Raw genomic sequence first — 21,199 nt, forward strand, 5'->3', positions numbered from 1 at the left:
GCTAGTTGAAATTTAACTGAGGGTCTACATATGATCAGACGCTCGCCTGACAGTACAAGCGCGCACCCTCTGGTACTTTCTGCACAAGCAGCGTAAAAGAAGTGCTGCGCGAAACTTTTGGAGCCTCGCACCGATGAAAGAACATCGTGGCCGTCTGACCAAGGATGGCATCCGCATTTACGAACAGGGTGACTTTGCCGGCATGCACGCGGCTGGGGCCTTGGCGGCGCGGATTCTGGATGACATTGCCGAGCACGTCTTTCCCGGCCAGACCACGGGCGTGATTGACGGGCTGATTACCCAGATGGTCGAGGACGCGGGTGCGACCTCGGCGACCATTGGTTATAAGGGCTATCAGCACGCCAGTTGCATCAGCGTCAATCACGTGGTCTGCCACGGCATTCCCGGCGACAAACGGCTAAAAGATGGTGATATCCTGAATATCGATGTCACGGTCATCATTGACGGCTGGTTCGGCGACACGTCGCGTATGTATGTAGCCGGTAAGCTGCCCCGCAAGGCCGAGCGCTTGATCCAAGTGACCCATGACGCCCTGTTCAAAGGCATCGAGATGGTCAAACCTGGCAACACCTTTGGCGATATCGGCCACGCGATTCAGACCTATGTCGAAGCACATCGGATGAGCGTCGTCCGTGATTTCTGCGGCCACGGCCTTGGTCGTGTGTTCCACGCCCCGCCGAATGTTCTGCACTACGGCCGCCCCGGAACCGGCGCCGTGCTGGAAGAGGGCATGTTCTTCACCATCGAGCCCATGGTGAACTTGGGCCGCCCCGAGACCAAGACATTGGCAGATGACTGGACCGCTGTGACCCGCGACAAATCGCTGTCAGCGCAGTTTGAACATTCGGTCGGTGTAACAGCAGATGGGGTCGATATCTTCACGCTCTCGCCGGGTGGCAAGTTTCATCCGACCTACTCGTCCTGATCGACAGCCTGATCGCGCATCAGCTTCAACAGTAGGGTTTCCTGCCTCCACGGCGTAACCGCGTCATGGATAAACACCGGCGCGCGCAGTGGCTTGCGCCCCGGCTCGGTGGCGGCGTCGCTATCCCGTGAAGATGTCCAGAAAGGCAACCTAACAGCTTGATCCATGCCCCGGATACTAACACGCCCTGATCAAATACCCAAAAGCTCGGGCACCTGAGCCATGTTAGTAAAGAGTTCGGCCCCCAATTCGGCAAGGTCTTCGCCTCCTCCATTGGGCACAAAGGCCAAACAGCGCATCCCCGCACGCATCGCAGCGGTCACGCCGCTGGTGCTGTCCTCGATCACAACCGGAGCCAATGCACCGAACCGCTCGGCCGCGGTCAGAAAAAGGGTTGGATCGGGTTTCGCGGTGCCTAGAACATGAGCTGAAAATACGACCTGGCTGAAACGTTCCCAGACCCCGTTCTGGCCTAATGTGATCTTCATCTTGTCCGGGCTGCCGTTTGAGGCGACGCAAAAGGGGATCCCCTTGGCGTCCAGCGTGGTCAGCAATTCGGAAACACCCGGCATTAGATCCACACCCTGTCGAAGACGGTCATAAGTTTCGGCATAAACCTCATCTATCCAGTTTTCCGGCAAATCCGCCCCCAGATCGCGTGCCTTGTCCCTCACCCCGGCCATCGTGCCGCCAAGGAAGAATCCCACGCTGTCTTCCAGCGTCAGTTTCAGCCCATAACGCCCAAGGTTGTCGACCAGCACCTGGTTGGACAGAGGCTCGCTGTCCACCAGGACCCCGTCGCAATCGAAAATGACCAGATCGTGCATGTCTGCCCTCGTTTTTATTGCCAGCGCCTAGCCAACCGCACACGCAGATGCAAACCGGGCGTCAGCGTAACCTTGCCAGCAGGGATTCAGACTGAAACATTTCGCCATATCAACGAGATATGCGTGTCACCATATTTCCGACTGTCCTGCATCACATACCCTTCGGGCGCGGGCATCGGTGCGTTTTCTTCCCAGACGACTAAGGCATCATCGGCCACCCAGCCGCCGGACAGGGCCGCAATGGCTTTTTGACCCAGCGCCTTGCCATAAGGCGGATCCAGAAAGATCAGGTCATAAGCCGCGCCCGGATTGTCACCCAATCGCGTAGCATCGCGGCGGATCAGGTCGGTACGGTCAGCGCTGCGGGTCAGGTCGATATTTTTGCGGATCAGGCCCTGCGCCACCCTCCCGTCATCGACAAAGGTCGTGTGTGCGGCGCCGCGTGACAGCGCCTCAAGCCCCAGCGCACCGGTGCCCGCAAACAGGTCCAGCACGCGCAGCCCGTCAAAGTCGATCTGATGGCTCAACACATTGAACAAGCTTTCGCGCACGCGGTCGGTGGTGGGGCGCAGATGCGCGCCCGCATCCCCTTTGCCGACCGAGGCCAAGGCTCGCCCCCGGAACTCTCCGGCGATGATCCTCACGCTTTGAGGAGCGGCTTCAGATCCGCGTCAGGATTGGAAACCACTGCTGGATCAGCAGTTTTACCCGCATCGATCAAACGTTTGCCCACCATGTAAGCGCGCGGATCATTCATCGCGTCGACGGCGATCAACTGATCGTCCTTGTAGTACCAGAAGGATACGGTCTGGCCTTCACCCTGCCGGGTCACAACGCGATCATAACCGGTGTTCAACCCTGCGATTTGCAGCTTCACATCATACTGATCCGACCAGAACCACGGCGTCGCCACATAATCCTTGGCTGCACCCAGCATGTTCTGGGCCACAACCTCGGCCTGATCAATCGCATTCGGGACGCTTTCCAATCGGATTCGGTTGCCCTTGTATGGGAAAGACGCGCAATCGCCCGCTGCCCAGATCGATGGATCGGACGTGCGGCCATGGGCATCGGTCTTGATGCCGTTCTCCAACTCTAACCCGGCCATTTCAGCCAGTTGTGTCGACGGAACGATACCGACGCCAACCACGACAAAATCAACATCCAGCTCTGTGCCGTCGCTCAGGACAGCGCCAACCACCTTGCCTTTTTCACCCACCAGATGATCCAGACCGACGCCTTCGCGTATATCGGCCCCGTGGTTCGTATGCAGCGTACGGAAGAAATCACTGGTCTCGGGCGCGGCGACACGTTGCAGGATACGGTCGGCCATTTCGACCAAGGTCACCTTGACGCCGCGCTTGGCACAAACCGCCGCTGCCTCAAGCCCGATATAGCCGCCGCCCACGATCAGCGCGAGCGCACCGTCTGTCAAGCGGGGTTCCATCTCGTCGATATGGGCCAGATCGCGCACCACGTGCACGCCTTCCAGATCGCCACCAATCGCGGCAGGCAGATAACGCGGGTCTGACCCGGTGGTCAGCGCCAGTTCGTCATACGCGATGACTTCATCGCCGACGGTCACAGTCTTTGCCTGAGGATCAATCGCGGTGACGCGCTGACCCAGACGCAGGGCGATATTGTTTTCGACATAAAAGCTCTCGGGCCGCAGGAACAGACGTTCCAGCTCCATCTCACCCAGCAGATAGGCTTTGGACAGCGGCGGGCGCTGATAGGGTAGATGCGGCTCAGCCCCAATCAGGGTGATATCCCCTTTAAAGCCGTCTTTACGCAGTCTGGCCACAAGCGAAGACCCCGCCTGACCTGCACCAATCACGACAATATGGCCCATGTTCCTCCCGCCCTGTCGAATTACCGTGGTCTGATCCACACGACCACCTATATTGCGGCTTGGACTGACTCTGCAAATCCAAACGACAGGAGCTTAAAAATGATTTCAACAGGTGACGCACTGCCCGATGCAACATTGTTTCAGATGGGCGCAGAAGGCCCTGAAGAGGTGCGGATTTCAGACAAGACCAAAGGGCGCAAAGTAGTGATCTTTGCGGTGCCTGGCGCGTTTACCGGCACGTGTACTAACACGCATGTTCCAAGTTTCATCCAATCTAAGCCCCAGTTCGACGCCAAGGGCGTGGATGAGATCATTTGCGTCTCTGTAAATGACCCGTTTGTAATGAACGCTTGGGGAGAAGCTACAGGTGCGACGAAAGCAGGCCTGTCGATGATGTCTGATGCCGCTTCCGAATTCACCAAGGCCATTGGCATGGATTTCGACGCCCCGCCCGTTGGGCTGTATGGGCGATCAAAGCGTTATGCGATGCTGGTTGAGGACGGAACGGTGACTACGCTCAATCTGGAAGAAAACCCCGGTTCGTGTGAAATTTCGAAGGGCAAGGGCTTGCTGGCCGCGATCTGATATTGCGCGTGGCGCCGGGGCACCTCCTACCCATGCGTACTAATTAACTTGATGCAACGCCCTGATCAGCCAATAGTTGAGGCATAAGATCAGGGAGTTCATTGATGAAACTAAAAATTTTCACTCTACTGCTTGGAACCGCGGGGGCACTGGCTGCTTGCGGTCCAGCCCCCACACCACAGCAACAAGCAGCGCGCCAGCACGAGATTGCCTGCCTCAGCGGCACTCTTGGCGGTGCGCTGATCGGCGGCGCCATCGGTAACCAGTTCGGCGGCGGGTCCGGCAAAGCGATCCTGACAGGCGCAGGTGCGGCAACCGGCGCTGTTCAAGGCAACAGATACGCATGCTGAGGAGAGTCCAGATGACACGTGGAATTTTGATCGTCTCAACCGTAGTTCTGACCGGTGCGGCCTCGGCAGAAACCACAGCCGAACTGCATGAAAACGAGCTGAACGCCATCGACACGAACAATGACGGGTTCCTGTCCCGCGATGAATTCAATGCCTTTTCCGACTACGCCTTTCAGGAAATGGATGAGGACAAGAACGGTACGCTGGGATTGGACGAAGCCAAGCCGTTTCTGGACATAAAGCAATTCCAGAATGTTGACCGCAACAATGATGACTTTATTTCAAGGGCGGAATACGACGCGCAAATGAACGACGATTTCAATTCAGCGGATCAGGATGGCAATGGTCAGCTAGATTAAGAACTGGGGCGTACCGTGAATAAATGGATTGGCTTGGGAACACTTGCACTGCTTGCGGCCTGCGACGCGCCGCAGGCGCCGATGGTGACAGGGCCGGATGGACAGCCGCGTATTCAGATCAGCACATCCGGCCTAACCTGTTACAACAATCGCTGCCTCGATATTAACCCGGCCGCACGCAGTGTCCGTCAGGTCGGCAACCGGACAACCCGCATTCCACGCAATATCGACGTCAGCAGCGGCAGTGTAACCGCTGCTGAATTCGAGCAGATGGGAATCGCTGCGTCGCTTGCGGGTGGCGTCGGCTCGGGCAACCGCTAGCAGAGGCTATCCATCTTGCGCGCCAACTTGGCGTCCAACGCCGAAATGCCGCCAACATCATGAGTGGCCAGCGTCACCTCGACCGTGCGATAGACGTTGGTCCATTCAGGGTGGTGGTTCCATTTCTCGGCAAAGATCGCCACTTGGGTCATCCAGCCGAATGCGTGGACGAAATCCTCGAAGATGAAGGTCTTGGTAATCGCATCCCGGCCTTCGACCATGGTCCAGCCGTTGTTGAACAGCGGGTCCAAAAGCGGTCCGCGAGTCTCGGGCGACAATAGTTCGGTCATTGCTGTTCCTCCGGGTTCGATTTCCTGAACGGGCCGTATTCCGTCAGAATCTCAATCTCTTGTCCCACTGCGTTGGCCTCGGCGTCCAGATATTTCTTGATCGCATCGGCAAAGCCCGGATCAGCAACCCAATGCAAACTATGCGTGCGTGTTGGAAGATATCCGCGTGCCAGTTTGTGTTCCCCTTGCGCGCCAGCTTCAACCCGCTCCAGACCTTGAGCAATGGCAAAGTCGATCGCCCTATAATAGCACAGTTCAAAATGCAGGCAGGCATGGTGTTCAACGCACCCCCAATACCGGCCGAAAAGCGTTTCACGCCCAATGAAATTCAGCGCACCCGCGATTGGATAGCCGTTACGCTCGGCCAGTACCAACGCCATGTCATCGGCCATGGTTTCCTGTGCGATATCAAAGAATTGTCGCGTCAGATAAGGCGAACCCCATTTGCGCGCGCCGGTATCCTGATAGAACCGCCAGAACGCATCCCAATGCTCAGGGCGCAGATCATCACCGGTCAAAGTGCGGATTTCGCCGCCAAAACCAACGGCCTGCGCGCGTTCCTTGCGGATATTCTTTCGCTTGCGCGAGGACAGCGCCGCCAGAAACCCTTCAAAATCGGCATATTCGTCATTCAGCCAGTGAAACTGCTGCGACTGACGCACCATCAAGCCCATCTGTTCTCCTGCCAGCGCCTCATCCTCGGTGCAGAAGGTGGCGTGCAGCGATGACACCCGGTTGTCCGCCGCCAGCTGCACAGCCCCCTGTACCAGTGCCGACATGCCCAGCGCCTCGTATCCCGGCCGCACCAGAAAGCGCCGCCCGGTGGCAGGGGTGAAGGGCACCGCGATCTGCAGTTTGGGATAGTAGCGCCCGCCTGCGTTCTCATAAGCGTGCGCCCAGTTATGGTCGAAGATGTATTCTCCCTGGCTGTGCGACTTGGCATACATCGGCGCCGCCGCGATCAGCATCCCATCCAGATAATTGGTCAGGTATTGCGGTTGCCAGCCGGTTCCCGGCCCGACCGAGCCACTGTTTTCCAGCGCCAACAGAAACCGATGGGTGGTAAATGGATCAAGCGGACGCCCCCCGTCGGATGTTTCGGGGCAGGCGCAGGCGTCCCAATCCTCGGCAGATATCTGCGAGAGTGATCCCAGAACCTGTACTTCGATTTGCGCCTGATCCATGTACCCTCCGCGTCTGATCTTTATCTGTGACGGTGGGGGAAGGGTTCAACCCGGGTGCGGGGCCAAATACCCTTCGAAGGTCACATTATCGGCAACAGCGCGGGCCTCGGCCTCCTGTTCCGGCGACCGCACGGTCCAGCACAAGATCGGTACGCCGCGCGCCTTCAGCTCGGCCACGCGGGGACGGTTCAGGTCCGCAACCTCATGGCTGATGAAACTGGCGCCGACACAGTCAAAATCCGGGATGTCACGCAGGTGGTCGCAGACAGCCTGCGGTAACAATTCTATCTCGGGCTGGTACGAACACGTCACCAAACCACGCGGCAGATGGGGCGCCAACCGTGCCAGCTCAGCCACGCTGTTGGGGTTGAATGACATCAGCGCCACCGGTCCGTCATATCCCTGCAATGCGCGCACGGCATCTGCCTCCAGCAGTCCTACATCAGGACCCATCGCGCCATCCTGATCCTTGAACTCGATCAACAGAGGCACTTTGCCAGCCACCATTTCGAGCACTTCGTCCAGCGCTGGAATACCTTCATCAGCATGAAGCAACTGCGTCGCCTGTGCCTGCGCGGCCGAGATCTGCTGAATCGGGCCTGACTGCCCGGTCAAGCGGGCCATGTCATAGTCATGAAACACCATCGCCCGGTTGTCCGAGGTCAGCTGCAGGTCGATCTCGATTCCATACCCGGCCTCGATGGCGGCGGCAATGGCCGCCCGGCTGTTTTCCGGGCGGTTGTCGGTCTTGTCGTGAAGCGCCCGATGCGCGATCGGGGTCTGCAGGAACGCGGTCGACAGGGTCGGTGTCATTGGACCTCGAAAATACCTTCGATTTCGACGGCCACACCCAGCGGCAGCGACGCGGCGCTGACGGCAGACCGGGAATGTCGACCCGCATCGCCCAATGCCTCGACCAGGAAATCAGACGCGCCGTTGATCACCTTTGGCTGGTCCGTGAAATCAGCGGTCGAGTTCACAAAGCCGGTCAGCTTGATCACCCGCACCAGCTTGTCAATGTCCCCGCCGCAGGCTGCCTTTACCTGAGCCAACAGGTTAATAGCACAGACCTTGGCTGCTTCGGCGCCAGCCTCAACCTCCATGTCGTCACCCAACTTGCCTGTGATCAGGCCATCTGCTTTGGAAATCTGACCAGAGACATAGACGATGTTGCCAACCCGCACGAAGGGCACGTAATTTGCCGCCGGTGCCGGCGCGTCCGATAGGCTGACGCCCAGGCTTTCCAGTTTCGCTGCAATGCTCATGAAGTTTCCTCCCAATCTTTGAGTCGGGGCGAAGCTAACCGGGAAGCGTCAGTTCGAAAAGTACGAAAACAGGGATGGACGCGCCTGAAAGGTGGGCGTAACTTTTCTTATTCCAAAGAGTTGAACCGGTGCGACTTTACCTACAACCGAAATGCAGGTTAAACGCTAGCTGTTTCATATTGAGCGTGAAACGGCTATGGACATCGGATTGGGCCATGCCAAGTGGCCACAGGCAGTATTGATTAAATGTTCGGACAAACAACGTTCGAACGGTTTGGAGTGGCAAAGACCGTGTTGAGCAGACCCCGTCTGAAATACCTGATCATTCTGCCGTTGCTGGCAGCCCTTGGCGCCTGCGCCACGCGTCCGCCAGAAGGCACTCCGCCCAACGAAGTGTTCGATCCTTACGAAAATACCAATAGGGGTATTCACAAGTTCAATCTGGGCGTCGACAGGTTCCTGTTCCGCCCGGCTTCGAAAGGCTACGTGAAAATCGTTCCCGATCCCGTAGTGACCAGCTTTAACCATTTCGCCGAAAACCTGACGATGCCCGGACAAGCGCTGGACTACCTGTTGCAGGGCAATGTCAAACAATCCGGCAATGCGTTGCTGCGCTTTGTGGTTAACACCACGGTGGGTGGTTTTGGTCTGTCTGACCCGGCCGCCGAACTGAACCTGCCGCCCGTGGACACCGATTTCGGCGAAACCCTGCACGTTTGGGGCGTTGGCGAAGGCGCCTATGTCGAATTGCCGTTTTATGGCCCTTCCACCCAGCGTGATGCGATCGGCGTTGTCGTCAATTTGTTCTCGAACCCGATCAATTTCAGCCCTACCCGCCCGATCGACAATATCGGTGTTTATGCCGAGGTGGTGCGGCGCATGGGCGACCGGGGTCGGTTCTCGGACACGGTCGATTCGATCCTGTATGAAAGCGCCGACAGTTACGCGCAGGCACAAACAATTTACATCCAGAATCGTCGCTTTGAACTGGCACGCGATGATGAGGACGCCTATCTGGGCCTGTATGACGACCCTTATGCAGAAACCGGGACCGACCCAGTCAGGGACCCCTACATAGACCCCTACGAGGACCCCTATGCCGAATAATCATTTAAAACGACGTGATTTTATCGCCACCGGCCTGGCTGGTTTGGCACTGACCGCCCTGCCCGCCTTCGCCCAGACTGAAGCCAGCGCCAAGGCTCTGGTCGTCAGTGTTGTCGATGACATCAACCGCGTGATCGCTTCGGGTAAATCCGAAAAAGCCATGATCCGCGATTTCGAAAAGATCTTTGTGCAGTACGCCGATGTGCCGATCATGGCGCGCTATGTGCTGGGGGCCGATGGTCGCTCGGCCAGCCCCTCGCAGATCAAGCAATTCACCAGGGCGTTTCAGGGCTATATTTCCAACAAATACGGTCGCCGCTTCCGTGAATTCATCGGTGGTCAGGTCACCGTGCGCAATGCCCGCAAAATCAAAGCCGGTTACGAAGTGCGCACTTCGGTCAAGCTGCAGGGATCGTCCCCATTTGAAGTAACATTTCTGGTGTCAGACAAATCGGGCCGCGACAAGTTCTTCAACATGTTTATTGAAGGGGTGAACATGCTGCTGACAGAACGGACCGAGATCGGTGCCATGCTGGATGCCCGTGGGGGTGACCTGAACCGTCTGATTAAGGATATGAGCTGAAAACAGGTTAACTGACCTGATGCATTGGTTGAAAAAGCGCCGCGCGACGGGCTTCGCGCGGCGCTTTTTCGTTCAGTTTAACCGCTCACCGGTTTCCTTGGCGAAATAGGACACTTTGCTCATGTCAAAGGCCAGGTTCAGCATCTTGCCCGCCTGCGCAGTTGTTTCAGCGTGCAACCGTGCGGTGACCTGTTTGCCGCCCAATTCCGAAACCACATAGGTGTCGGCCCCGGCAGGCTCGACCATATCAACCAGGCACTCAGCCTCTTGCACGCCATCACCGGCACGGAAGCCAGCCTCGGCGATATCTTCGGGGCGCAAGCCAAGGATGACATCCTTGGGAAGCGACAGATCGCGGGCATCTTTCAGCACCAGAGTCTCACCGGTTTCGCGCGCGATGGCGATTTCTGTGCCGGATCCGTTCTTGGTCGCCTGCGCGGGGATCAGGTTCATCGCGGGTGAGCCCATGAAATCGGCCACAAAAAGGTTGGCCGGATTGTTGTAAATCTCGGCCGGGCTACCGATCTGCTGAACGATACCTCCTTTCAGAACGACGATCTTGGTGGCCAAAGTCATCGCTTCGATCTGGTCATGGGTCACATAGACGATGGACGCGTCCAAAGTCTGGTGCAGTTTCTTGATTTCAGTCCGCATCTCGACCCGCAGCTTGGCGTCGAGGTTGGACAGTGGCTCGTCAAACAGGAACAGCTTGGGATCGCGCACCAGCGCCCGGCCCATCGCCACCCGCTGACGCTGACCGCCCGACAATTGACTTGGGCGGCGGTTCAACAGCGGCTCGATCTGCAGCAGTTGGGCGACCTCTTTCAGCTTGGCGTCCTGTGTGGCCTGATCGACCCCGCGCACCTTCATGCCAAAGGTGATGTTCTTGGCCACGGTCATGGTCGGATACAGGGCGTAGGACTGGAACACCATTGCGATGTCACGATCCTTGGGGCTGACATGGGTCATGTCCTTGCCCCCGATAGACAGCGTGCCGCCGGTGATTTCCTCCAGCCCCGCGATACAGTTCAGCAGGGTGGACTTGCCGCAGCCCGAAGGGCCGACCAGCACCAGGAAATCGCCCGGTTCGATCGAGATATTGATTTCTTTCAGAACCTCGGTCGCACCGTAATTCTTGTACAGATTGTTGATATCAAGGATGGGAGCCATGGGTCTTATCCCTTCACTGAGCCAGCGGTCAGGCCGCGGATGAAATACTTACCGGCGACGACATAGACGAGCAGCGTCGGCAGGCCCGCGATGATCGCGGCGGCCATGTCGACGTTGTATTCTTTGACGCCGGTGGTGGAGTTTACGATGTTGTTGAGCGCCACGGTCACGGGCTGCGTGCCAGCCTGGCTGAACGACACGCCGAACAGGAAGTCGTTCCAGATCTGCGTGAATTGCCAGATCACGGTCACCACAATGATGGGCAGCGACAGCGGCAGGAAGATCGACCAGAAGATCCGCAGGAAGCCCGCGCCATCAACCCGGGCGGCCTTGGTCAGCTCGGCCGGAATGGTGACATAGTAGTTGCGGAAAAACAGCGTGGTGAAGCCCAACCCGTAGATCACGTGGACAAAGATCAGCCCCGGAATGGTCCCGGCGATCCCCATCATGCCCAGCAGACGCGCCATCGGAAGCAGAACCACCTGAAACGGGATGAAGCAGCCGAACAGCATCAGCGAGAAGATGATGTTCGCCCCTTTGAACCGCCACTGCGCCACGACATAGCCATTCAGCGCGCCCAGCAAGGTTGAAAGGGCGACCGCAGGCACCGCGATCAGGACCGAGTTCCAGAAGTAGGGCCTCAGGCCTTCACACTGGATCCCGGTACAGGCACCGGACCAAGCGGTTTTCCAGGCCTCGAAACTGACCTCTCGCGGCAGGGAAATCAGGCTGCCTGTGCGGATTTCCTCAAGGCTTTTCAACGATGTAGTCAACATCACGAAGAGCGGCATCAGGTAATACAGCGCGAACAGGCCCAGCAGGACATACAGCAACCAGCGCAAGGCAATCTTGCCAGTGGCGCTTTGGGTGCGGGTTTGGGTTTGGGGCATCGACAGATCAGTCATTTTTCGCCCTCAGCTCTGAGTAAAGATAGGGAACCACGATGGCAAAGACGACCAGCATCATGATCATCGCGGACGAGGCCGCCTGACCGATATCGCCGCGCGAAAATGCCATGGCGTACATATACGTGGCCGGCAAATCAGTCGCGTAGCCCGGACCGCCACCCGTCAGGGCGATGACAAGGTCAAAGCTCTTGATCGCGAGGTGGGCCAGCACGATGAAAGCAGACAGGAAGATCGGGGCCATCGAAGGGATGATGATCGCCGTGTAGATACGCCACGTCGGAATACCATCGACCTGCGCGGCCTTGATGATTTCACCGTCCACCGAGCGCAAGCCCGCGAGGAACAGCGCCATAACGAAGCCCGAGCTTTGCCAGATCGCGGCCATCACGATGGTGTAAATGGCGTAATCGGGGTTCACCAGCCAGTCGAATTCAAAGTTCGGAAAGCCCCAGCCCTGCACCATGGATTCGATGCCCAGACCCGGGTTCAGGATCCATTTCCAAGCGGTACCAGTCACGATCATCGACAGCGCCATCGGGTACAGGTAGATCGTGCGGATCGCCCCTTCGACGCGGATTTTCTGATCCAGCAGGATCGCCAACAACAGGCCCAGCACCATCGCGATCACGATGAACAGCGCGCCAAAAATATACAGGTTGTTGATTGCCGTATCCCAGCGAGGGGAATCAAACAGGCGTTCATATTGGATGAAGCCCTTGATCTCGTATTTCGGCAACAATTTCGATCGGGTCAGCGACACCCATGCGGTCCATCCGATAAATCCGTAGACAAAGATCAATACGGCGATGAACGACGGTGCCAGCACCACCTTGGGCAGGTGGTTTTCCAGCCATTCGGACATTTTTTCCTCCGGGGAAAGATGCTCTGCCCCTCACTATAGGGGGCAGAGCGTGTTGGATCAGTAGCTGTTTGCCACTGCGTCCGCCAGTTGCTGAACCGCGTCAGCCGAGGACATATCCGAGTTGAAATGCGCGGTCACAACGTCCGTAATCGCACCGGACTGCGACCCGCGCAGCGCCATACCGTGGGCATAGGACGGCAGCAGCGAGCCCGCAGCCGAGGTCGAACCCATGTCTTCGGCCGACAGGTTGGCGCAGATGTCGAAATCATCCAGCGCCACGTCGGTGCGCGCGGGGATCGAGCCTTTGTTCAGGTTGAACACTTTCTGGAAGTTCGGTGCGACGATCAGCTTGGCCAGCAGGTCCTGACCGGCTTTCTTGTCGTCACCGTCGACATCGAACATGGCAAAGCTGTCGACGTTGTAGAGGTATCCGTCGCCGGGGGTCGAGGCGCACAGGAAGTCCTCGCCGGGGGTCTTGCCCGCCGCCAGAAACTCACCCTTGGCCCAGTCGCCCATGATCTGGAACGCCGCTTCGCCATTCATCACCATGGCCGTGGCAAGGTTCCAGTCACGGCCCGAGAAGTTCTCGTCCACATATCCACGCATGGTCCGCATCTGATCAAAGACCTGAACCATCGTGTCTGAGGTCAGCGCCTCGGGGTCCAGATCAACCAGTGCCTTTTGGTAGAACTCAGGTCCGCCAATACCCAACAGAACTGCTTCAAACACGGTAGCGTCCTGCCAGGACTGCCCACCATGGGCCAGCGGGATCACACCGGCATCCATAAGCTTGACGGCGGCGGCGTTGAACTCGTCCCATGTGGTCGGCATCTCGATGCCGTTGGCGGCCAGGATATCGGCATTGGCCCAGATCCAGTCAACACGGTGCACGTTCACGGGCGCAGCGCACCATGCGCCTTCGCACATCATGTGGCCTGCAATGGATGCAGGCAGCACATCCGCCCAACCTTCGGCCTCGGCCACAGATGAGATATCGGCCAGAACGCCCTCTTCGTACCATTCCTGAATGGCGGGGCCTTTCAGCTGAACGGCGGTCGGCGCGTTGCCTGCTAAAACCCGGGCGCGCAGCGCGGTCATCGCGGCGTCACCACCGCCACCAGCGACTGGCATATCCGTCCATGTACCGCCATTTGAGGCGAACTCTTCCTGCAGAACGGCCACCGATTTGGCTTCACCGCCCGAGGTCCACCAATGCAGAACCTCAGCCTGAGGTTCGGCCACAGCCGACGATCCTGCCACAACGGCCAGTGTCGAAACGGTGGCAAATGCAAAACGCTTCATGTCGTGTCTCCTCCCTAGAGAACATAGTGACTGCTAATGCAGCAATGCCCGCCATAGTGAGGTCAGAAAACTGTCTGGCAACGCAGAATCCGCGCCAAAACCCTGCACTCGCCCAATTTTTCACCGCTTTTGTTACAGCGTGTTACTTTGACATTGAATCTGTTTCCGTTCGTTACAATGGATGATGACGGAGGAGCAGAAACTGGGAGGACAAGCTGCGTGAGCATTCCGCGACTTTTGGTGGTGGATGACGACCCCGAGATGCGGTCGATGATGACCCAATTCCTGCATAAGAACGGGTTCATTGCCCTGCCCGCCAGTTCGGAAAATGAAATCCGGTCGCATCTGACCTCTGGCCGGATCGACCTGATCCTGCTGGACGTGATGCTGGGGGACGAAAACGGGGTCGAAATCTGCGCCCGGCTGCGCGCAGAACAGGATGTGCCAATCATCCTGGTCTCGGCCCTGTCTGCCGATCATCAGCGCATGGCAGGGTATGAGGTCGGGGCCGATGACTATATCGCCAAGCCTTTCAATCCACAGCTTCTGCTGGCCCGGGTTCGCGCGGTGATGCAGCGCGCCCGACGCACGCCTTCGCTGGCCTATCGCCGCCGAACCAAGAGTTTCCAGTTCAACGGCTGGAGCTATGACGGCAAACGCGATGAAGTGCATTCGCCCGAGGGCTATCTGGTCTCACTGTCGCAACGGGAAACGGCGCTGCTCAAGGTTTTGCTGGCCAATCCGCATATCCCCCTGACCCGGGATGAGATCGCCGCCGCGTTGGATGTCACCGGCAGTGCTGACAAGCCCGAGGCGCAGGGCCGCGCCATCGACATGCTGGTCGGACGGTTGCGATCCAAGATCGAGGCCAACCCGAAAGACCCGCAGATGCTGCGCACCGAACGCGGGGTCGGCTATGTCTTTGCTGCCGAAGTATCGATGGAAGAGGACGCATGACAGCGCGTGCCCCGCGCCTGCGCAGCCTGGGCTGGATCTGGACCGGAGCGGCCTTTGCCTCGGGCCTGCTGTCCGCCGGTCTTTGGTTCGCCTCAGCCCGTGCATGGGACCAGTTTCTAACCAGAGCCTATGTCGCCGGGTTTGCTGTTTACGAAGAGTTGCGCGTGGGCCAGATACCTCCGCCGGGGATCACCATCACCCCCTTGCCACCAGAGGCGGCGAAACTGGCAGATGCCGGAAAATTCGAGCAATTACCGGGCCTGTCGGATCGTAGCTTTGTCACCAACCTTTCGATTCTGACCGACAACGCCGCCCCGCTTGCCGGGCGCGAACTGACGCTGGCGGTGATGTCCGACCGGCTGGTCTATCCGGTTTCGGATATCATGTCGCGCCTCGACCAGATTGGGCCTGAGAAACTGGGCAATCTGACCCGTCTACTGGCCACCTATTGCAGCGAACCGATCCTGATCGCACAGTTCGGGCGCAGTGAGTGGAAGAAGGTGGACGGCACCGATGTCTGGGGCTGCAAAGCTGCCCCTGCCGATCTGCGCCTGCCTGCCATTCTGGCCGCGATTGTGGCGCTGGCGGTCATACTGACCTCGGTTGGCAATGTTTCGGACAGCTTCACCCGCTTTGCAACCGCGCTGCGTGACCGCAAGCGCCGGGGCGGGCCGAACAGTTATGACGCCGATGGTCCGGCGGAATTGCGCGAGATTGTTTCGGCTGTGAACGCGCATTTGGATGATGAAAGGATGCAGCTGGAAAAGCGCGCAACGGTATTGTCCGGCGTCAGCCACGACCTCGGAACCCCAGCGACGCGTGTTCGTTTACGAGCCGCGCTGATCGCCGATGACGAGCTACGCGAAAAGCTTGAGGCCGACGTAGACCAGATGACCGGCATGATCGAAAGTGTTCTGACCTATACCAGGTCAGAGCTCAGCGTTGAGGAGCCGCAACAGATTTCGTTGACCGCCTTGGTCGAGTCCTTGGTCGCCGATTACCAGGACATGGACCTGCCAGTAACGCTAAGGAAAATCGATCCGGTCGCTGTCGAAGGAGCGCCTTCGGTCTTCATGTCCCGTCGCGGGCATGGATCATTGCCGGAAACGCGGCGCATGTTGGTAATGGGGCGGCCGATTTCTCTGAGACGTGCGCTGACCAACCTGATCGACAACGCGTTGAAATATGGTCGCCACGCCGAGGTTCAACTGGAAACCGATGCCCGCACGGCCACTATTACAGTTGAAGACAAGGGTGCTGACCTTTCCGTCTCAGACATAGAGGCCCTGATGGCACCATTCCGGCGGGGTTCCAATATCGGATCGTCCGATGGGTTCGGTCTGGGTCTGACCATCGCCGCAACCGTTGCAGAGCAACATGGCGGCGCGCTGAGTTTCGAAGCCGGAGATCAAGGCTTGCGGGCACGGCTGCAAATCACCCGGCAATGATAGTTCAGGTCATGTAACTGCGCACCAGCGCCCCGGCGATAAGCGACCATCCATCGGCTATGACAAAGAAGGCCAGCTTGAACGGAAGCGATACAGTCGCAGGCGGCACCATCATCATCCCCATCGACATCAGTACCGCGGCCACCACCAGATCAATGATCAGAAATGGCAGGAAGATCAGGAATCCGATCTGAAAAGCCCGTGCAATCTCGGACAGCATGAAGGACGGCATCAGGATCGACAGTGGAGCATCGGGCGCTAACGCAATTGCGTCTCCGCCGGGGCGCAATGCTGCCATGGCGTGAAACGTGTTGGGGTCCAGCCTTGCGGCCATGAACGAACGGAAGGGTTGAATGGCGATCTGCAGCGCCAGTTCGACCCCCACGGTTTCGTCGATCATCGGTCGGATACCGGTGGTCCATGCCTCGGTAAACACCGGTTCCATGATGAAATAGGTCAGGAACATCGCGAGGCTGACGATCAGCATGTTGGGCGGCGATTGTTGCAAGCCGATGCCCTGCCGCAGAATGGCCAGCACGGTGATCAGAAACGGGAAACAAGTGACCATGATCGCCAGTCCCGGCGCAAGGCTTAGGATGGTGATCAATAGAATCAGCTGAATTGTCCGTGCCGAGATCGAGCCGCCCTCGCCCAGTGACAGCGACAGCTCCTGCGCCGCGGCGAGCGAAGGGAACAGCGTTGCCAGTACGGCCACAAGCCAGAGCAGACGCCGCATCAACCGATTCCGTTTTGCAAATCCGCGATCTCGGTCAGGCGCACAGCAAGCTGCCCAGCTGGATCGCCCTCGACTTCTTCCAGCTGGCCACGGGCGACCAGTTGATCCCCGACATACAGGTCCACTGGGTCTTCGATCCGCTTGTCCAGCGTCAGAACGGCGTTTTCGCCCATGTTCAGCAAATCACGGATGAGTGGACGCGCGCGCCCAACCGAGACCGTCACCTCAATCGGAACTGCTTCAAACGGATTGGCTTTTTCGGGTTTTGGGGTCTGGGGATCACTCATTGTTCATTGCCTCTTTTGCCTCGAATACATACGCGTCAAATGCCTCTGCGACCGAGGCGAGCAGACCACTGCAATCCACCTCGCGCTGGGATGTACCGACCTGCAACCGCGCTTGCCCTGGCTCAAGCGATAGGTCTTCAATCACGCGGGTAGGCAGCGATAGGTCTGGGGGCAGCAGCGCATCGACGTCAGCCGCACATCCTTTAGGAACATATATCTGCATGGGCTGGCCGATCTGCTCACGTGCCATATCGATAAGTTGTTCGACCAGCCGGGTGGCAAAGCCTCGGTCCAGCATTTCGGGCAGGACGACATTCACCAGGCTTTGGAACATCGCCTCCAGCGACAGGGTCATGCGGCTGGTCGCTTCGTGATATGTAAAGGACATATCCTCCAAAGATCTGTCCAGAATAGTCGAAATCTGACCCCGGCTTTGCTCTTGCGCCTGAACCGCGTCTTCCCATCCGGCGCTATAGCCCTGTTCGAAAGCAGCCAGCCGGTGTTCCTCCAAGGTCTCCTCATCCAGTAGCTGAAGCTTGCCGCCCTCGGCCTGCAACGTGAAATCCTGAAGAAGATGAGCAATCGACATCAGACACGCTCCTCACCTTCTTCAAGCCAACTGCGCAAGATTTCGACAGTCTCTTCCTGCTTGTCGCCAATCATCGCCCGCAGACGATCCACCGGATCAGCGCCCTGCTGCACAGCCAACGCCGGAACGCCCCCAGCAGGCGCTTGCTCTGGAAAGGGGGTGAATTGACCGCTCTCGTCGGTTGCAATTTCGCCGGTCAGAACAGCTTCGGCTTCAGATTGTGCACCAGCGGGCAGCAATGCAGGGGCCGTCACGGGATTGGTCAGGATCGGGCGGATCACGAATAACCCAAGCACCAGCGAGACAAGTGCCAGAACCACCATCTGGATCAGCGACATCGCATCGAAGTGCACTTTTTGCCAGATCGACGTTGAAGCAAGCGTACCTTGTGGCTCAACTACCGGAAGGTTCAGGGATTTCAAGGTAATGACATCCCCGCGTTCCGCATCAAAACCCACGGCTGACGCCACCAACTCTTTCAGCGCATCCATCTCGGCCTCAGGCATCGGTTCAAAAGTTTCTGCTCCAGCAGCATCCACAGATCGCGTTCCATTGACCAGAACCGCCACCGTCAGCCGTTTGATCGCACCGGGGGCATTGTGAACCTCCAACTCGGTTTCCGAGACCTCATAATTCACCCGCTCCCTCGTCTGGGTCGCGTTGGAATTCGATTCGTCCCCGCCAGCGCCATCACCATCTGGCAAGTTCGAAGCCACGGTGACATCAGCGGACTGGTTGCGAGCGCTGTCCGAACGCTCCTCGATATCGGTGCTGATCGCGACGCGGCCATTGGGGTCAAAACGGCGTTCACGAATGGATTCTGTTTTGGTCACCGTATCAACGCTGACCTCAACCACAGCATTACCCGTGCCAACGCGCGCCTCGACAAGCCGCATCACCCGCTCGCGCAACTGGCGTGCCTTGTCATCAGCGGTATCAGCGGCAACGGCAGTTTCCTGCCCCCCGATCACCGATCCGTTTGAATCGACCACCGTGACATTCTCGGGCGCCATACCGCTGACTGCCGAGGCGACAAGAAAACGGATCGCCTTGGCCTGATCGGCCGTGATCTGAGCCCCGGACGGCACCAGATAAACAGAGGCCGTCGGCGCAACGCTACGCTGAAATGGATTGTTCGAGCCATTGGCGATATGCACCCGCGCCTGACTGACATGTGGGCTGCCGACTATTGTACGGGCCAGTTCACCCTCTTTCGCACGCCAATAGGCAGCGTCGAACATCTGTGACGTGGTGCCAAACCCGCTGAGTGAATCAAGCAGTTCATAGCCTTGATTTCCATTGGCGGGCAGGCCCTCGCTGGCCAGTGTCAGACGCAGCTCATCCCGCTGCGAACCGGGCACATATATCGAGCCGCCCCGAACCTCGTACGGGACCCCACGCTGGTCCAGCGAGCGGACGATATCCCCCGCCGCACCGCTTTCCAGCCCGGCATAGAGCAAGGTCATTGAGGGCGCTGTCACCAGTCGCGACATCGTCAGAACCCCGAGGAATACCAGTACGACCGCACCGGCGACGATGATTTGTTTACGCCTGTCCAAACTTGCCCAGACAGTTCCGATCTGCTGCACGCTCACCTCCGACTCGCCGACATTCTGCCCGACGCATCCCTTGTTTGGACGATTGCCCTTAACAATCGGTTAGTCCCTGCCGGGTTATGACGATTGCAGAACGGATAAATGAGGACGCCATGGCTGACGCGACTGCAGAACAGGCAGAAGCCCCAGATAAATCTGGGAAAAAGGGGATGATCATCGGGGTGATTCTGGCCGTTATCGGGGCTGGGACAGGCTTTTTCCTGACGTCCTCTGGGCTGCTACCCTTTGGGGGAAAGCCCACGACGGAAGAGGTCGGGGAAAAGGGAAAAGACAAGTCCGTAGTGGCCTTGCCGCAGGTGGGGTTTATCGACCTGCCGCCAGTGATCGTCTCGGTAAACGCAGGCGATTCGCGGCATTTGAAGTTTCACGCGCAGCTTGAGGTGAAAAGCGAACACATCCCCGACGTTGAAAAGATGAAACCGCGAATCATGGACGTCCTGAATGGTTACCTGCGCGCGGTCGAAGTGTCTGACCTTGAGGATTCGCTCGCCCTGATGCGCATCCGCGGCCACCTTCTGCGGCGCATCGAACTCGTCGTCGGTGAGGGGCGTGTACGCGATGTCCTCGTCATGGAATTTGTACTGAATTAGGAGGCGGACTTGGAGCTGATTGCAGATATTTTGCTGGTCGCCGGCGCGTTGGGTGCGGGTCTTTATTGTTTCGTGCTGTCCCGGCGGCTCAGGCGGTTCACCAATCTGGAAAGGGGAGTGGGCGGTGCGGTTGCCATTCTGTCGACACAAGCGGAGGAGTTGAAGAAATCTCTGGATTCGGCGCGGGATGCTTCGGACCAATCCGGTGCGGTTCTGAAAGAGTTAACGCAGCGGGCCGAAACGGTTGCACAACGGCTGGAGCTGATGATGGCTTCTATGCACGATGTCGTTCCACCTGAGGAAAAGACAGAGGAACCAGCGCCAGCCGCCGCCCCAAAAGACGCAGCCAATGAGGAACAGGAAGAAAGCACAAAAGCTATAGAAGAGCCTGATGAATCGGGCAAAGAAGAATCTGCCGCGGCTCAGGCCAAGCGGCCCAGTGGTTTGATGTTCTTCAGACATGACCGCTCACAGGGTGGGGACACCACATGACCGGGCGACAAACTGATAGGCGTCCAAAAGGCGGTGTGCTGGCGGTCATCTCTTTGTTGATGATCGGGTCTGCCGCGATTCGACTTGGGTTAGAGGCCGGGCCCGCGCTGGCGAAAACGGTCGAACCTTTCGCACCCAAGATGAAGCAGGCGCAAGCTGATCTGCCCGGAGCACAGGTATTGCTGACTGAATTGCTGCGCCGGGAAGAAGCCGTGAAGCGGCGCGAAGCGGCAGCATTGGACAAGGAAAAGGCGCTTTCCATAGCCGATCAGGCGATCGAGACGCGTCTGGCCGCCCTGCAAGAGGCCGAAGAGTCTCTGCGCGCAACCCTCGCCATAGCCGAAAAGGCAGCCGAAACCGACCTGACGCGCCTGACGGATGTCTATCAAAGCATGAAGCCAAAAGACGCGGCCGCTCTGTTTGAAACGATGGATCCGGGTTTCGCTGCCGGTTTCATGTCACGCATGCCTCCGGACGCGGCCGCAGGCATTCTGGCCGGGCTCAACCCCGAGGCGGCTTACACAATCAGCGTTATCATGGCCGGTCGAAATGCGGCGGCCCCTCAGGAATAAG

The 21,199-nt window shown here is 58.3% G+C and carries 28 protein-coding genes; 12 read left to right on the forward strand and 16 right to left on the reverse strand.

The window, feature by feature from the left end:
* Positions 1 to 133: 133 nt before the first annotated feature.
* Entirely contained in the window at positions 134 to 946 is an 813-nt protein-coding gene (gene map, locus GOW93_RS05305) for a type I methionyl aminopeptidase (RefSeq protein ID WP_170382082.1), read from the forward strand.
* On the opposite strand, the gene GOW93_RS05310 is transcribed toward map, so the two are convergent.
* The 4 genes from GOW93_RS05310 to GOW93_RS05325 form a co-directional block, all read right to left on the reverse strand.
* Entirely contained in the window at positions 934 to 1,113 is a 180-nt protein-coding gene (locus tag GOW93_RS05310) for a hypothetical protein (protein ID WP_170382083.1), read from the reverse strand. The genes map and GOW93_RS05310 overlap by 13 nt on opposite strands.
* Before the next feature lie 24 nt (positions 1,114 to 1,137).
* Positions 1,138 to 1,773, reverse strand: coding sequence for an HAD family hydrolase (locus tag GOW93_RS05315; RefSeq protein WP_170382084.1), 636 nt, complete (start codon positions 1,771 to 1,773; stop codon positions 1,138 to 1,140).
* A gap of 86 nt (positions 1,774 to 1,859) precedes the next feature.
* The gene (gene rsmD / locus GOW93_RS05320; protein WP_170382085.1) at positions 1,860 to 2,417 is read right to left on the reverse strand and encodes a 16S rRNA (guanine(966)-N(2))-methyltransferase RsmD; all 558 of its coding nucleotides are present in this window, start codon (positions 2,415 to 2,417) and stop codon (positions 1,860 to 1,862) included.
* Entirely contained in the window at positions 2,414 to 3,625 is a 1,212-nt protein-coding gene (locus tag GOW93_RS05325; RefSeq protein WP_170382086.1) for an NAD(P)/FAD-dependent oxidoreductase, read from the reverse strand. Before GOW93_RS05325 ends, rsmD begins: the two co-directional genes overlap by 4 nt.
* Positions 3,626 to 3,724: 99 nt before the next feature.
* Between GOW93_RS05325 and GOW93_RS05330 the strand changes: the two genes are divergently transcribed.
* The 4 genes from GOW93_RS05330 (at position 3,725) to GOW93_RS05345 (ending at position 5,240) form a co-directional block, all read left to right on the forward strand.
* Positions 3,725 to 4,210: a peroxiredoxin gene (locus GOW93_RS05330; RefSeq protein ID WP_170382087.1), complete on the forward strand. Its 486-nt coding sequence runs from the start codon at positions 3,725 to 3,727 to the stop codon at positions 4,208 to 4,210.
* Positions 4,211 to 4,314: 104 nt separating this feature from the next.
* Positions 4,315 to 4,560 carry a hypothetical protein gene (locus GOW93_RS05335; RefSeq protein WP_170382088.1) on the forward strand — a complete coding sequence of 82 codons (246 nt, stop codon included), beginning with the start codon at positions 4,315 to 4,317 and terminating at the stop codon, positions 4,558 to 4,560.
* A gap of 11 nt (positions 4,561 to 4,571) precedes the next feature.
* A complete protein-coding gene (locus GOW93_RS05340; protein ID WP_254443471.1) occupies positions 4,572 to 4,919 on the forward strand; it encodes a hypothetical protein in 348 nt (115 codons plus the stop codon).
* Between the two features lie 15 nt (positions 4,920 to 4,934).
* Positions 4,935 to 5,240, forward strand: coding sequence for a hypothetical protein (locus GOW93_RS05345; protein WP_170382090.1), 306 nt, complete (start codon positions 4,935 to 4,937; stop codon positions 5,238 to 5,240).
* Here GOW93_RS05345 and GOW93_RS05350 read toward each other — a convergent pair.
* From GOW93_RS05350 to GOW93_RS05365, 4 genes are read right to left on the reverse strand one after another with little or no spacing between them, the layout of a single operon-like run.
* Complete coding sequence (locus GOW93_RS05350; RefSeq protein ID WP_170382091.1) at positions 5,237 to 5,530, reverse strand: 4a-hydroxytetrahydrobiopterin dehydratase; 294 nt, start codon at positions 5,528 to 5,530, stop codon at positions 5,237 to 5,239. The two genes, GOW93_RS05345 and GOW93_RS05350, sit on opposite strands and share 4 nt — an antisense overlap.
* Positions 5,527 to 6,714, reverse strand: a complete 1,188-nt coding sequence (locus tag GOW93_RS05355) for a GNAT family N-acetyltransferase (protein WP_170382092.1) — start codon at positions 6,712 to 6,714, stop codon at positions 5,527 to 5,529. The genes GOW93_RS05350 and GOW93_RS05355 overlap by 4 nt, the downstream gene beginning before the upstream one ends.
* Positions 6,715 to 6,759: 45 nt before the next feature.
* The gene (locus tag GOW93_RS05360; RefSeq protein ID WP_170382093.1) at positions 6,760 to 7,527 is read right to left on the reverse strand and encodes a glycerophosphodiester phosphodiesterase family protein; all 768 of its coding nucleotides are present in this window, start codon (positions 7,525 to 7,527) and stop codon (positions 6,760 to 6,762) included.
* Positions 7,524 to 7,979 (reverse strand): RidA family protein, encoded by a 456-nt coding sequence (locus GOW93_RS05365; RefSeq protein WP_170382094.1) that lies wholly within the window; start codon positions 7,977 to 7,979, stop codon positions 7,524 to 7,526. Before GOW93_RS05365 ends, GOW93_RS05360 begins: the two co-directional genes overlap by 4 nt.
* A 246-nt stretch (positions 7,980 to 8,225) precedes the next feature.
* Here GOW93_RS05365 and GOW93_RS05370 point away from each other — a divergent pair, with 246 nt between their 5' ends.
* The gene (locus GOW93_RS05370; RefSeq protein WP_170382095.1) at positions 8,226 to 9,086 is read left to right on the forward strand and encodes an MlaA family lipoprotein; all 861 of its coding nucleotides are present in this window, start codon (positions 8,226 to 8,228) and stop codon (positions 9,084 to 9,086) included.
* Positions 9,076 to 9,669 (forward strand): MlaC/ttg2D family ABC transporter substrate-binding protein, encoded by a 594-nt coding sequence (locus GOW93_RS05375; protein WP_170382096.1) that lies wholly within the window; start codon positions 9,076 to 9,078, stop codon positions 9,667 to 9,669. Before GOW93_RS05370 ends, GOW93_RS05375 begins: the two co-directional genes overlap by 11 nt.
* A gap of 72 nt (positions 9,670 to 9,741) precedes the next feature.
* On the opposite strand, the gene GOW93_RS05380 is transcribed toward GOW93_RS05375, so the two are convergent.
* Genes GOW93_RS05380 through GOW93_RS05395 form a run of 4 tightly spaced genes read right to left on the reverse strand, consistent with a single transcriptional unit; the run spans position 9,742 to position 13,911 of the window.
* Positions 9,742 to 10,839: an ABC transporter ATP-binding protein gene (locus GOW93_RS05380; RefSeq protein WP_170382097.1), complete on the reverse strand. Its 1,098-nt coding sequence runs from the start codon at positions 10,837 to 10,839 to the stop codon at positions 9,742 to 9,744.
* Between the two features lie 5 nt (positions 10,840 to 10,844).
* Positions 10,845 to 11,744: a carbohydrate ABC transporter permease gene (locus tag GOW93_RS05385; RefSeq protein WP_170382098.1), complete on the reverse strand. Its 900-nt coding sequence runs from the start codon at positions 11,742 to 11,744 to the stop codon at positions 10,845 to 10,847.
* Positions 11,737 to 12,609 carry a carbohydrate ABC transporter permease gene (locus GOW93_RS05390; RefSeq protein WP_170382099.1) on the reverse strand — a complete coding sequence of 291 codons (873 nt, stop codon included), beginning with the start codon at positions 12,607 to 12,609 and terminating at the stop codon, positions 11,737 to 11,739. The genes GOW93_RS05385 and GOW93_RS05390 overlap by 8 nt, the downstream gene beginning before the upstream one ends.
* Before the next feature lie 57 nt (positions 12,610 to 12,666).
* Positions 12,667 to 13,911 (reverse strand): ABC transporter substrate-binding protein, encoded by a 1,245-nt coding sequence (locus tag GOW93_RS05395; protein ID WP_170382100.1) that lies wholly within the window; start codon positions 13,909 to 13,911, stop codon positions 12,667 to 12,669.
* 219 nt (positions 13,912 to 14,130) lie between these two features.
* Between GOW93_RS05395 and GOW93_RS05400 the strand changes: the two genes are divergently transcribed.
* Together GOW93_RS05400 and GOW93_RS05405 are read left to right on the forward strand one after the other, a co-directional pair.
* The gene (locus GOW93_RS05400; RefSeq protein ID WP_170382101.1) at positions 14,131 to 14,868 is read left to right on the forward strand and encodes a response regulator transcription factor; all 738 of its coding nucleotides are present in this window, start codon (positions 14,131 to 14,133) and stop codon (positions 14,866 to 14,868) included.
* Positions 14,865 to 16,316 (forward strand): sensor histidine kinase, encoded by a 1,452-nt coding sequence (locus GOW93_RS05405; protein WP_170382102.1) that lies wholly within the window; start codon positions 14,865 to 14,867, stop codon positions 16,314 to 16,316. Before GOW93_RS05400 ends, GOW93_RS05405 begins: the two co-directional genes overlap by 4 nt.
* A 4-nt stretch (positions 16,317 to 16,320) precedes the next feature.
* On the opposite strand, the gene fliP is transcribed toward GOW93_RS05405, so the two are convergent.
* Genes fliP through fliF form a run of 4 tightly spaced genes read right to left on the reverse strand, consistent with a single transcriptional unit; the run spans position 16,321 to position 19,517 of the window.
* Positions 16,321 to 17,052 (reverse strand): flagellar type III secretion system pore protein FliP, encoded by a 732-nt coding sequence (gene fliP / locus GOW93_RS05410; RefSeq protein WP_170382103.1) that lies wholly within the window; start codon positions 17,050 to 17,052, stop codon positions 16,321 to 16,323.
* Positions 17,052 to 17,339, reverse strand: coding sequence for a FliM/FliN family flagellar motor switch protein (locus tag GOW93_RS05415; RefSeq protein WP_170382104.1), 288 nt, complete (start codon positions 17,337 to 17,339; stop codon positions 17,052 to 17,054). Before GOW93_RS05415 ends, fliP begins: the two co-directional genes overlap by 1 nt.
* Positions 17,332 to 17,928, reverse strand: coding sequence for an ABC transporter ATP-binding protein (locus GOW93_RS05420; RefSeq protein WP_170382105.1), 597 nt, complete (start codon positions 17,926 to 17,928; stop codon positions 17,332 to 17,334). Before GOW93_RS05420 ends, GOW93_RS05415 begins: the two co-directional genes overlap by 8 nt.
* Positions 17,928 to 19,517 carry a flagellar basal-body MS-ring/collar protein FliF gene (fliF, locus tag GOW93_RS05425; RefSeq protein WP_170382106.1) on the reverse strand — a complete coding sequence of 530 codons (1,590 nt, stop codon included), beginning with the start codon at positions 19,515 to 19,517 and terminating at the stop codon, positions 17,928 to 17,930. The genes GOW93_RS05420 and fliF overlap by 1 nt, the downstream gene beginning before the upstream one ends.
* A gap of 119 nt (positions 19,518 to 19,636) precedes the next feature.
* Between fliF and GOW93_RS05430 the strand changes: the two genes are divergently transcribed.
* Genes GOW93_RS05430 through GOW93_RS05440 form a run of 3 tightly spaced genes read left to right on the forward strand, consistent with a single transcriptional unit; the run spans position 19,637 to position 21,198 of the window.
* Positions 19,637 to 20,134, forward strand: a complete 498-nt coding sequence (locus GOW93_RS05430; protein ID WP_170382107.1) for a flagellar basal body-associated FliL family protein — start codon at positions 19,637 to 19,639, stop codon at positions 20,132 to 20,134.
* Positions 20,135 to 20,143: 9 nt separating this feature from the next.
* Entirely contained in the window at positions 20,144 to 20,626 is a 483-nt protein-coding gene (locus GOW93_RS05435; protein ID WP_170382108.1) for a hypothetical protein, read from the forward strand.
* Positions 20,623 to 21,198, forward strand: a complete 576-nt coding sequence (locus tag GOW93_RS05440; RefSeq protein WP_170382109.1) for a MotE family protein — start codon at positions 20,623 to 20,625, stop codon at positions 21,196 to 21,198. Before GOW93_RS05435 ends, GOW93_RS05440 begins: the two co-directional genes overlap by 4 nt.
* Position 21,199: the final 1 nt, after the last annotated feature.

Source organism: Ruegeria atlantica (assembly GCF_013032455.1).
GTDB lineage: Bacteria > Pseudomonadota > Alphaproteobacteria > Rhodobacterales > Rhodobacteraceae > Ruegeria > Ruegeria atlantica_B.

Bases quoted from the DNA above. Each gene is read 5' to 3' on its own strand.
- GOW93_RS05375 (WP_170382096.1), top strand. From the start codon at position 9,076: ATGCCGAATAATCATTTAAAACGACGTGATTTTATCGCCACCGGCCTG.
- GOW93_RS05415 (WP_170382104.1), bottom strand. From the start codon at position 17,339: ATGAGTGATCCCCAGACCCCAAAACCCGAAAAAGCCAATCCGTTTGAA.
- GOW93_RS05405 (WP_170382102.1), top strand. From the start codon at position 14,865: ATGACAGCGCGTGCCCCGCGCCTGCGCAGCCTGGGCTGGATCTGGACC.
- GOW93_RS05360 (WP_170382093.1), bottom strand. From the start codon at position 7,527: ATGACACCGACCCTGTCGACCGCGTTCCTGCAGACCCCGATCGCGCAT.
- GOW93_RS05370 (WP_170382095.1), top strand. From the start codon at position 8,226: ATGTTCGGACAAACAACGTTCGAACGGTTTGGAGTGGCAAAGACCGTG.
- GOW93_RS05310 (WP_170382083.1), bottom strand. From the start codon at position 1,113: ATGGATCAAGCTGTTAGGTTGCCTTTCTGGACATCTTCACGGGATAGC.
- GOW93_RS05325 (WP_170382086.1), bottom strand. From the start codon at position 3,625: ATGGGCCATATTGTCGTGATTGGTGCAGGTCAGGCGGGGTCTTCGCTT.
- GOW93_RS05380 (WP_170382097.1), bottom strand. From the start codon at position 10,839: ATGGCTCCCATCCTTGATATCAACAATCTGTACAAGAATTACGGTGCG.
- GOW93_RS05390 (WP_170382099.1), bottom strand. From the start codon at position 12,609: ATGTCCGAATGGCTGGAAAACCACCTGCCCAAGGTGGTGCTGGCACCG.
- fliP (WP_170382103.1), bottom strand. From the start codon at position 17,052: ATGCGGCGTCTGCTCTGGCTTGTGGCCGTACTGGCAACGCTGTTCCCT.
- GOW93_RS05365 (WP_170382094.1), bottom strand. From the start codon at position 7,979: ATGAGCATTGCAGCGAAACTGGAAAGCCTGGGCGTCAGCCTATCGGAC.
- GOW93_RS05315 (WP_170382084.1), bottom strand. From the start codon at position 1,773: ATGCACGATCTGGTCATTTTCGATTGCGACGGGGTCCTGGTGGACAGC.
- GOW93_RS05385 (WP_170382098.1), bottom strand. From the start codon at position 11,744: ATGACTGATCTGTCGATGCCCCAAACCCAAACCCGCACCCAAAGCGCC.
- GOW93_RS05430 (WP_170382107.1), top strand. From the start codon at position 19,637: ATGGCTGACGCGACTGCAGAACAGGCAGAAGCCCCAGATAAATCTGGG.
- GOW93_RS05420 (WP_170382105.1), bottom strand. From the start codon at position 17,928: ATGTCGATTGCTCATCTTCTTCAGGATTTCACGTTGCAGGCCGAGGGC.
- GOW93_RS05335 (WP_170382088.1), top strand. From the start codon at position 4,315: ATGAAACTAAAAATTTTCACTCTACTGCTTGGAACCGCGGGGGCACTG.
- GOW93_RS05350 (WP_170382091.1), bottom strand. From the start codon at position 5,530: ATGACCGAACTATTGTCGCCCGAGACTCGCGGACCGCTTTTGGACCCG.
- GOW93_RS05440 (WP_170382109.1), top strand. From the start codon at position 20,623: ATGACCGGGCGACAAACTGATAGGCGTCCAAAAGGCGGTGTGCTGGCG.
- map (WP_170382082.1), top strand. From the start codon at position 134: ATGAAAGAACATCGTGGCCGTCTGACCAAGGATGGCATCCGCATTTAC.
- GOW93_RS05340 (WP_254443471.1), top strand. From the start codon at position 4,572: ATGACACGTGGAATTTTGATCGTCTCAACCGTAGTTCTGACCGGTGCG.
- GOW93_RS05355 (WP_170382092.1), bottom strand. From the start codon at position 6,714: ATGGATCAGGCGCAAATCGAAGTACAGGTTCTGGGATCACTCTCGCAG.
- GOW93_RS05395 (WP_170382100.1), bottom strand. From the start codon at position 13,911: ATGAAGCGTTTTGCATTTGCCACCGTTTCGACACTGGCCGTTGTGGCA.
- GOW93_RS05330 (WP_170382087.1), top strand. From the start codon at position 3,725: ATGATTTCAACAGGTGACGCACTGCCCGATGCAACATTGTTTCAGATG.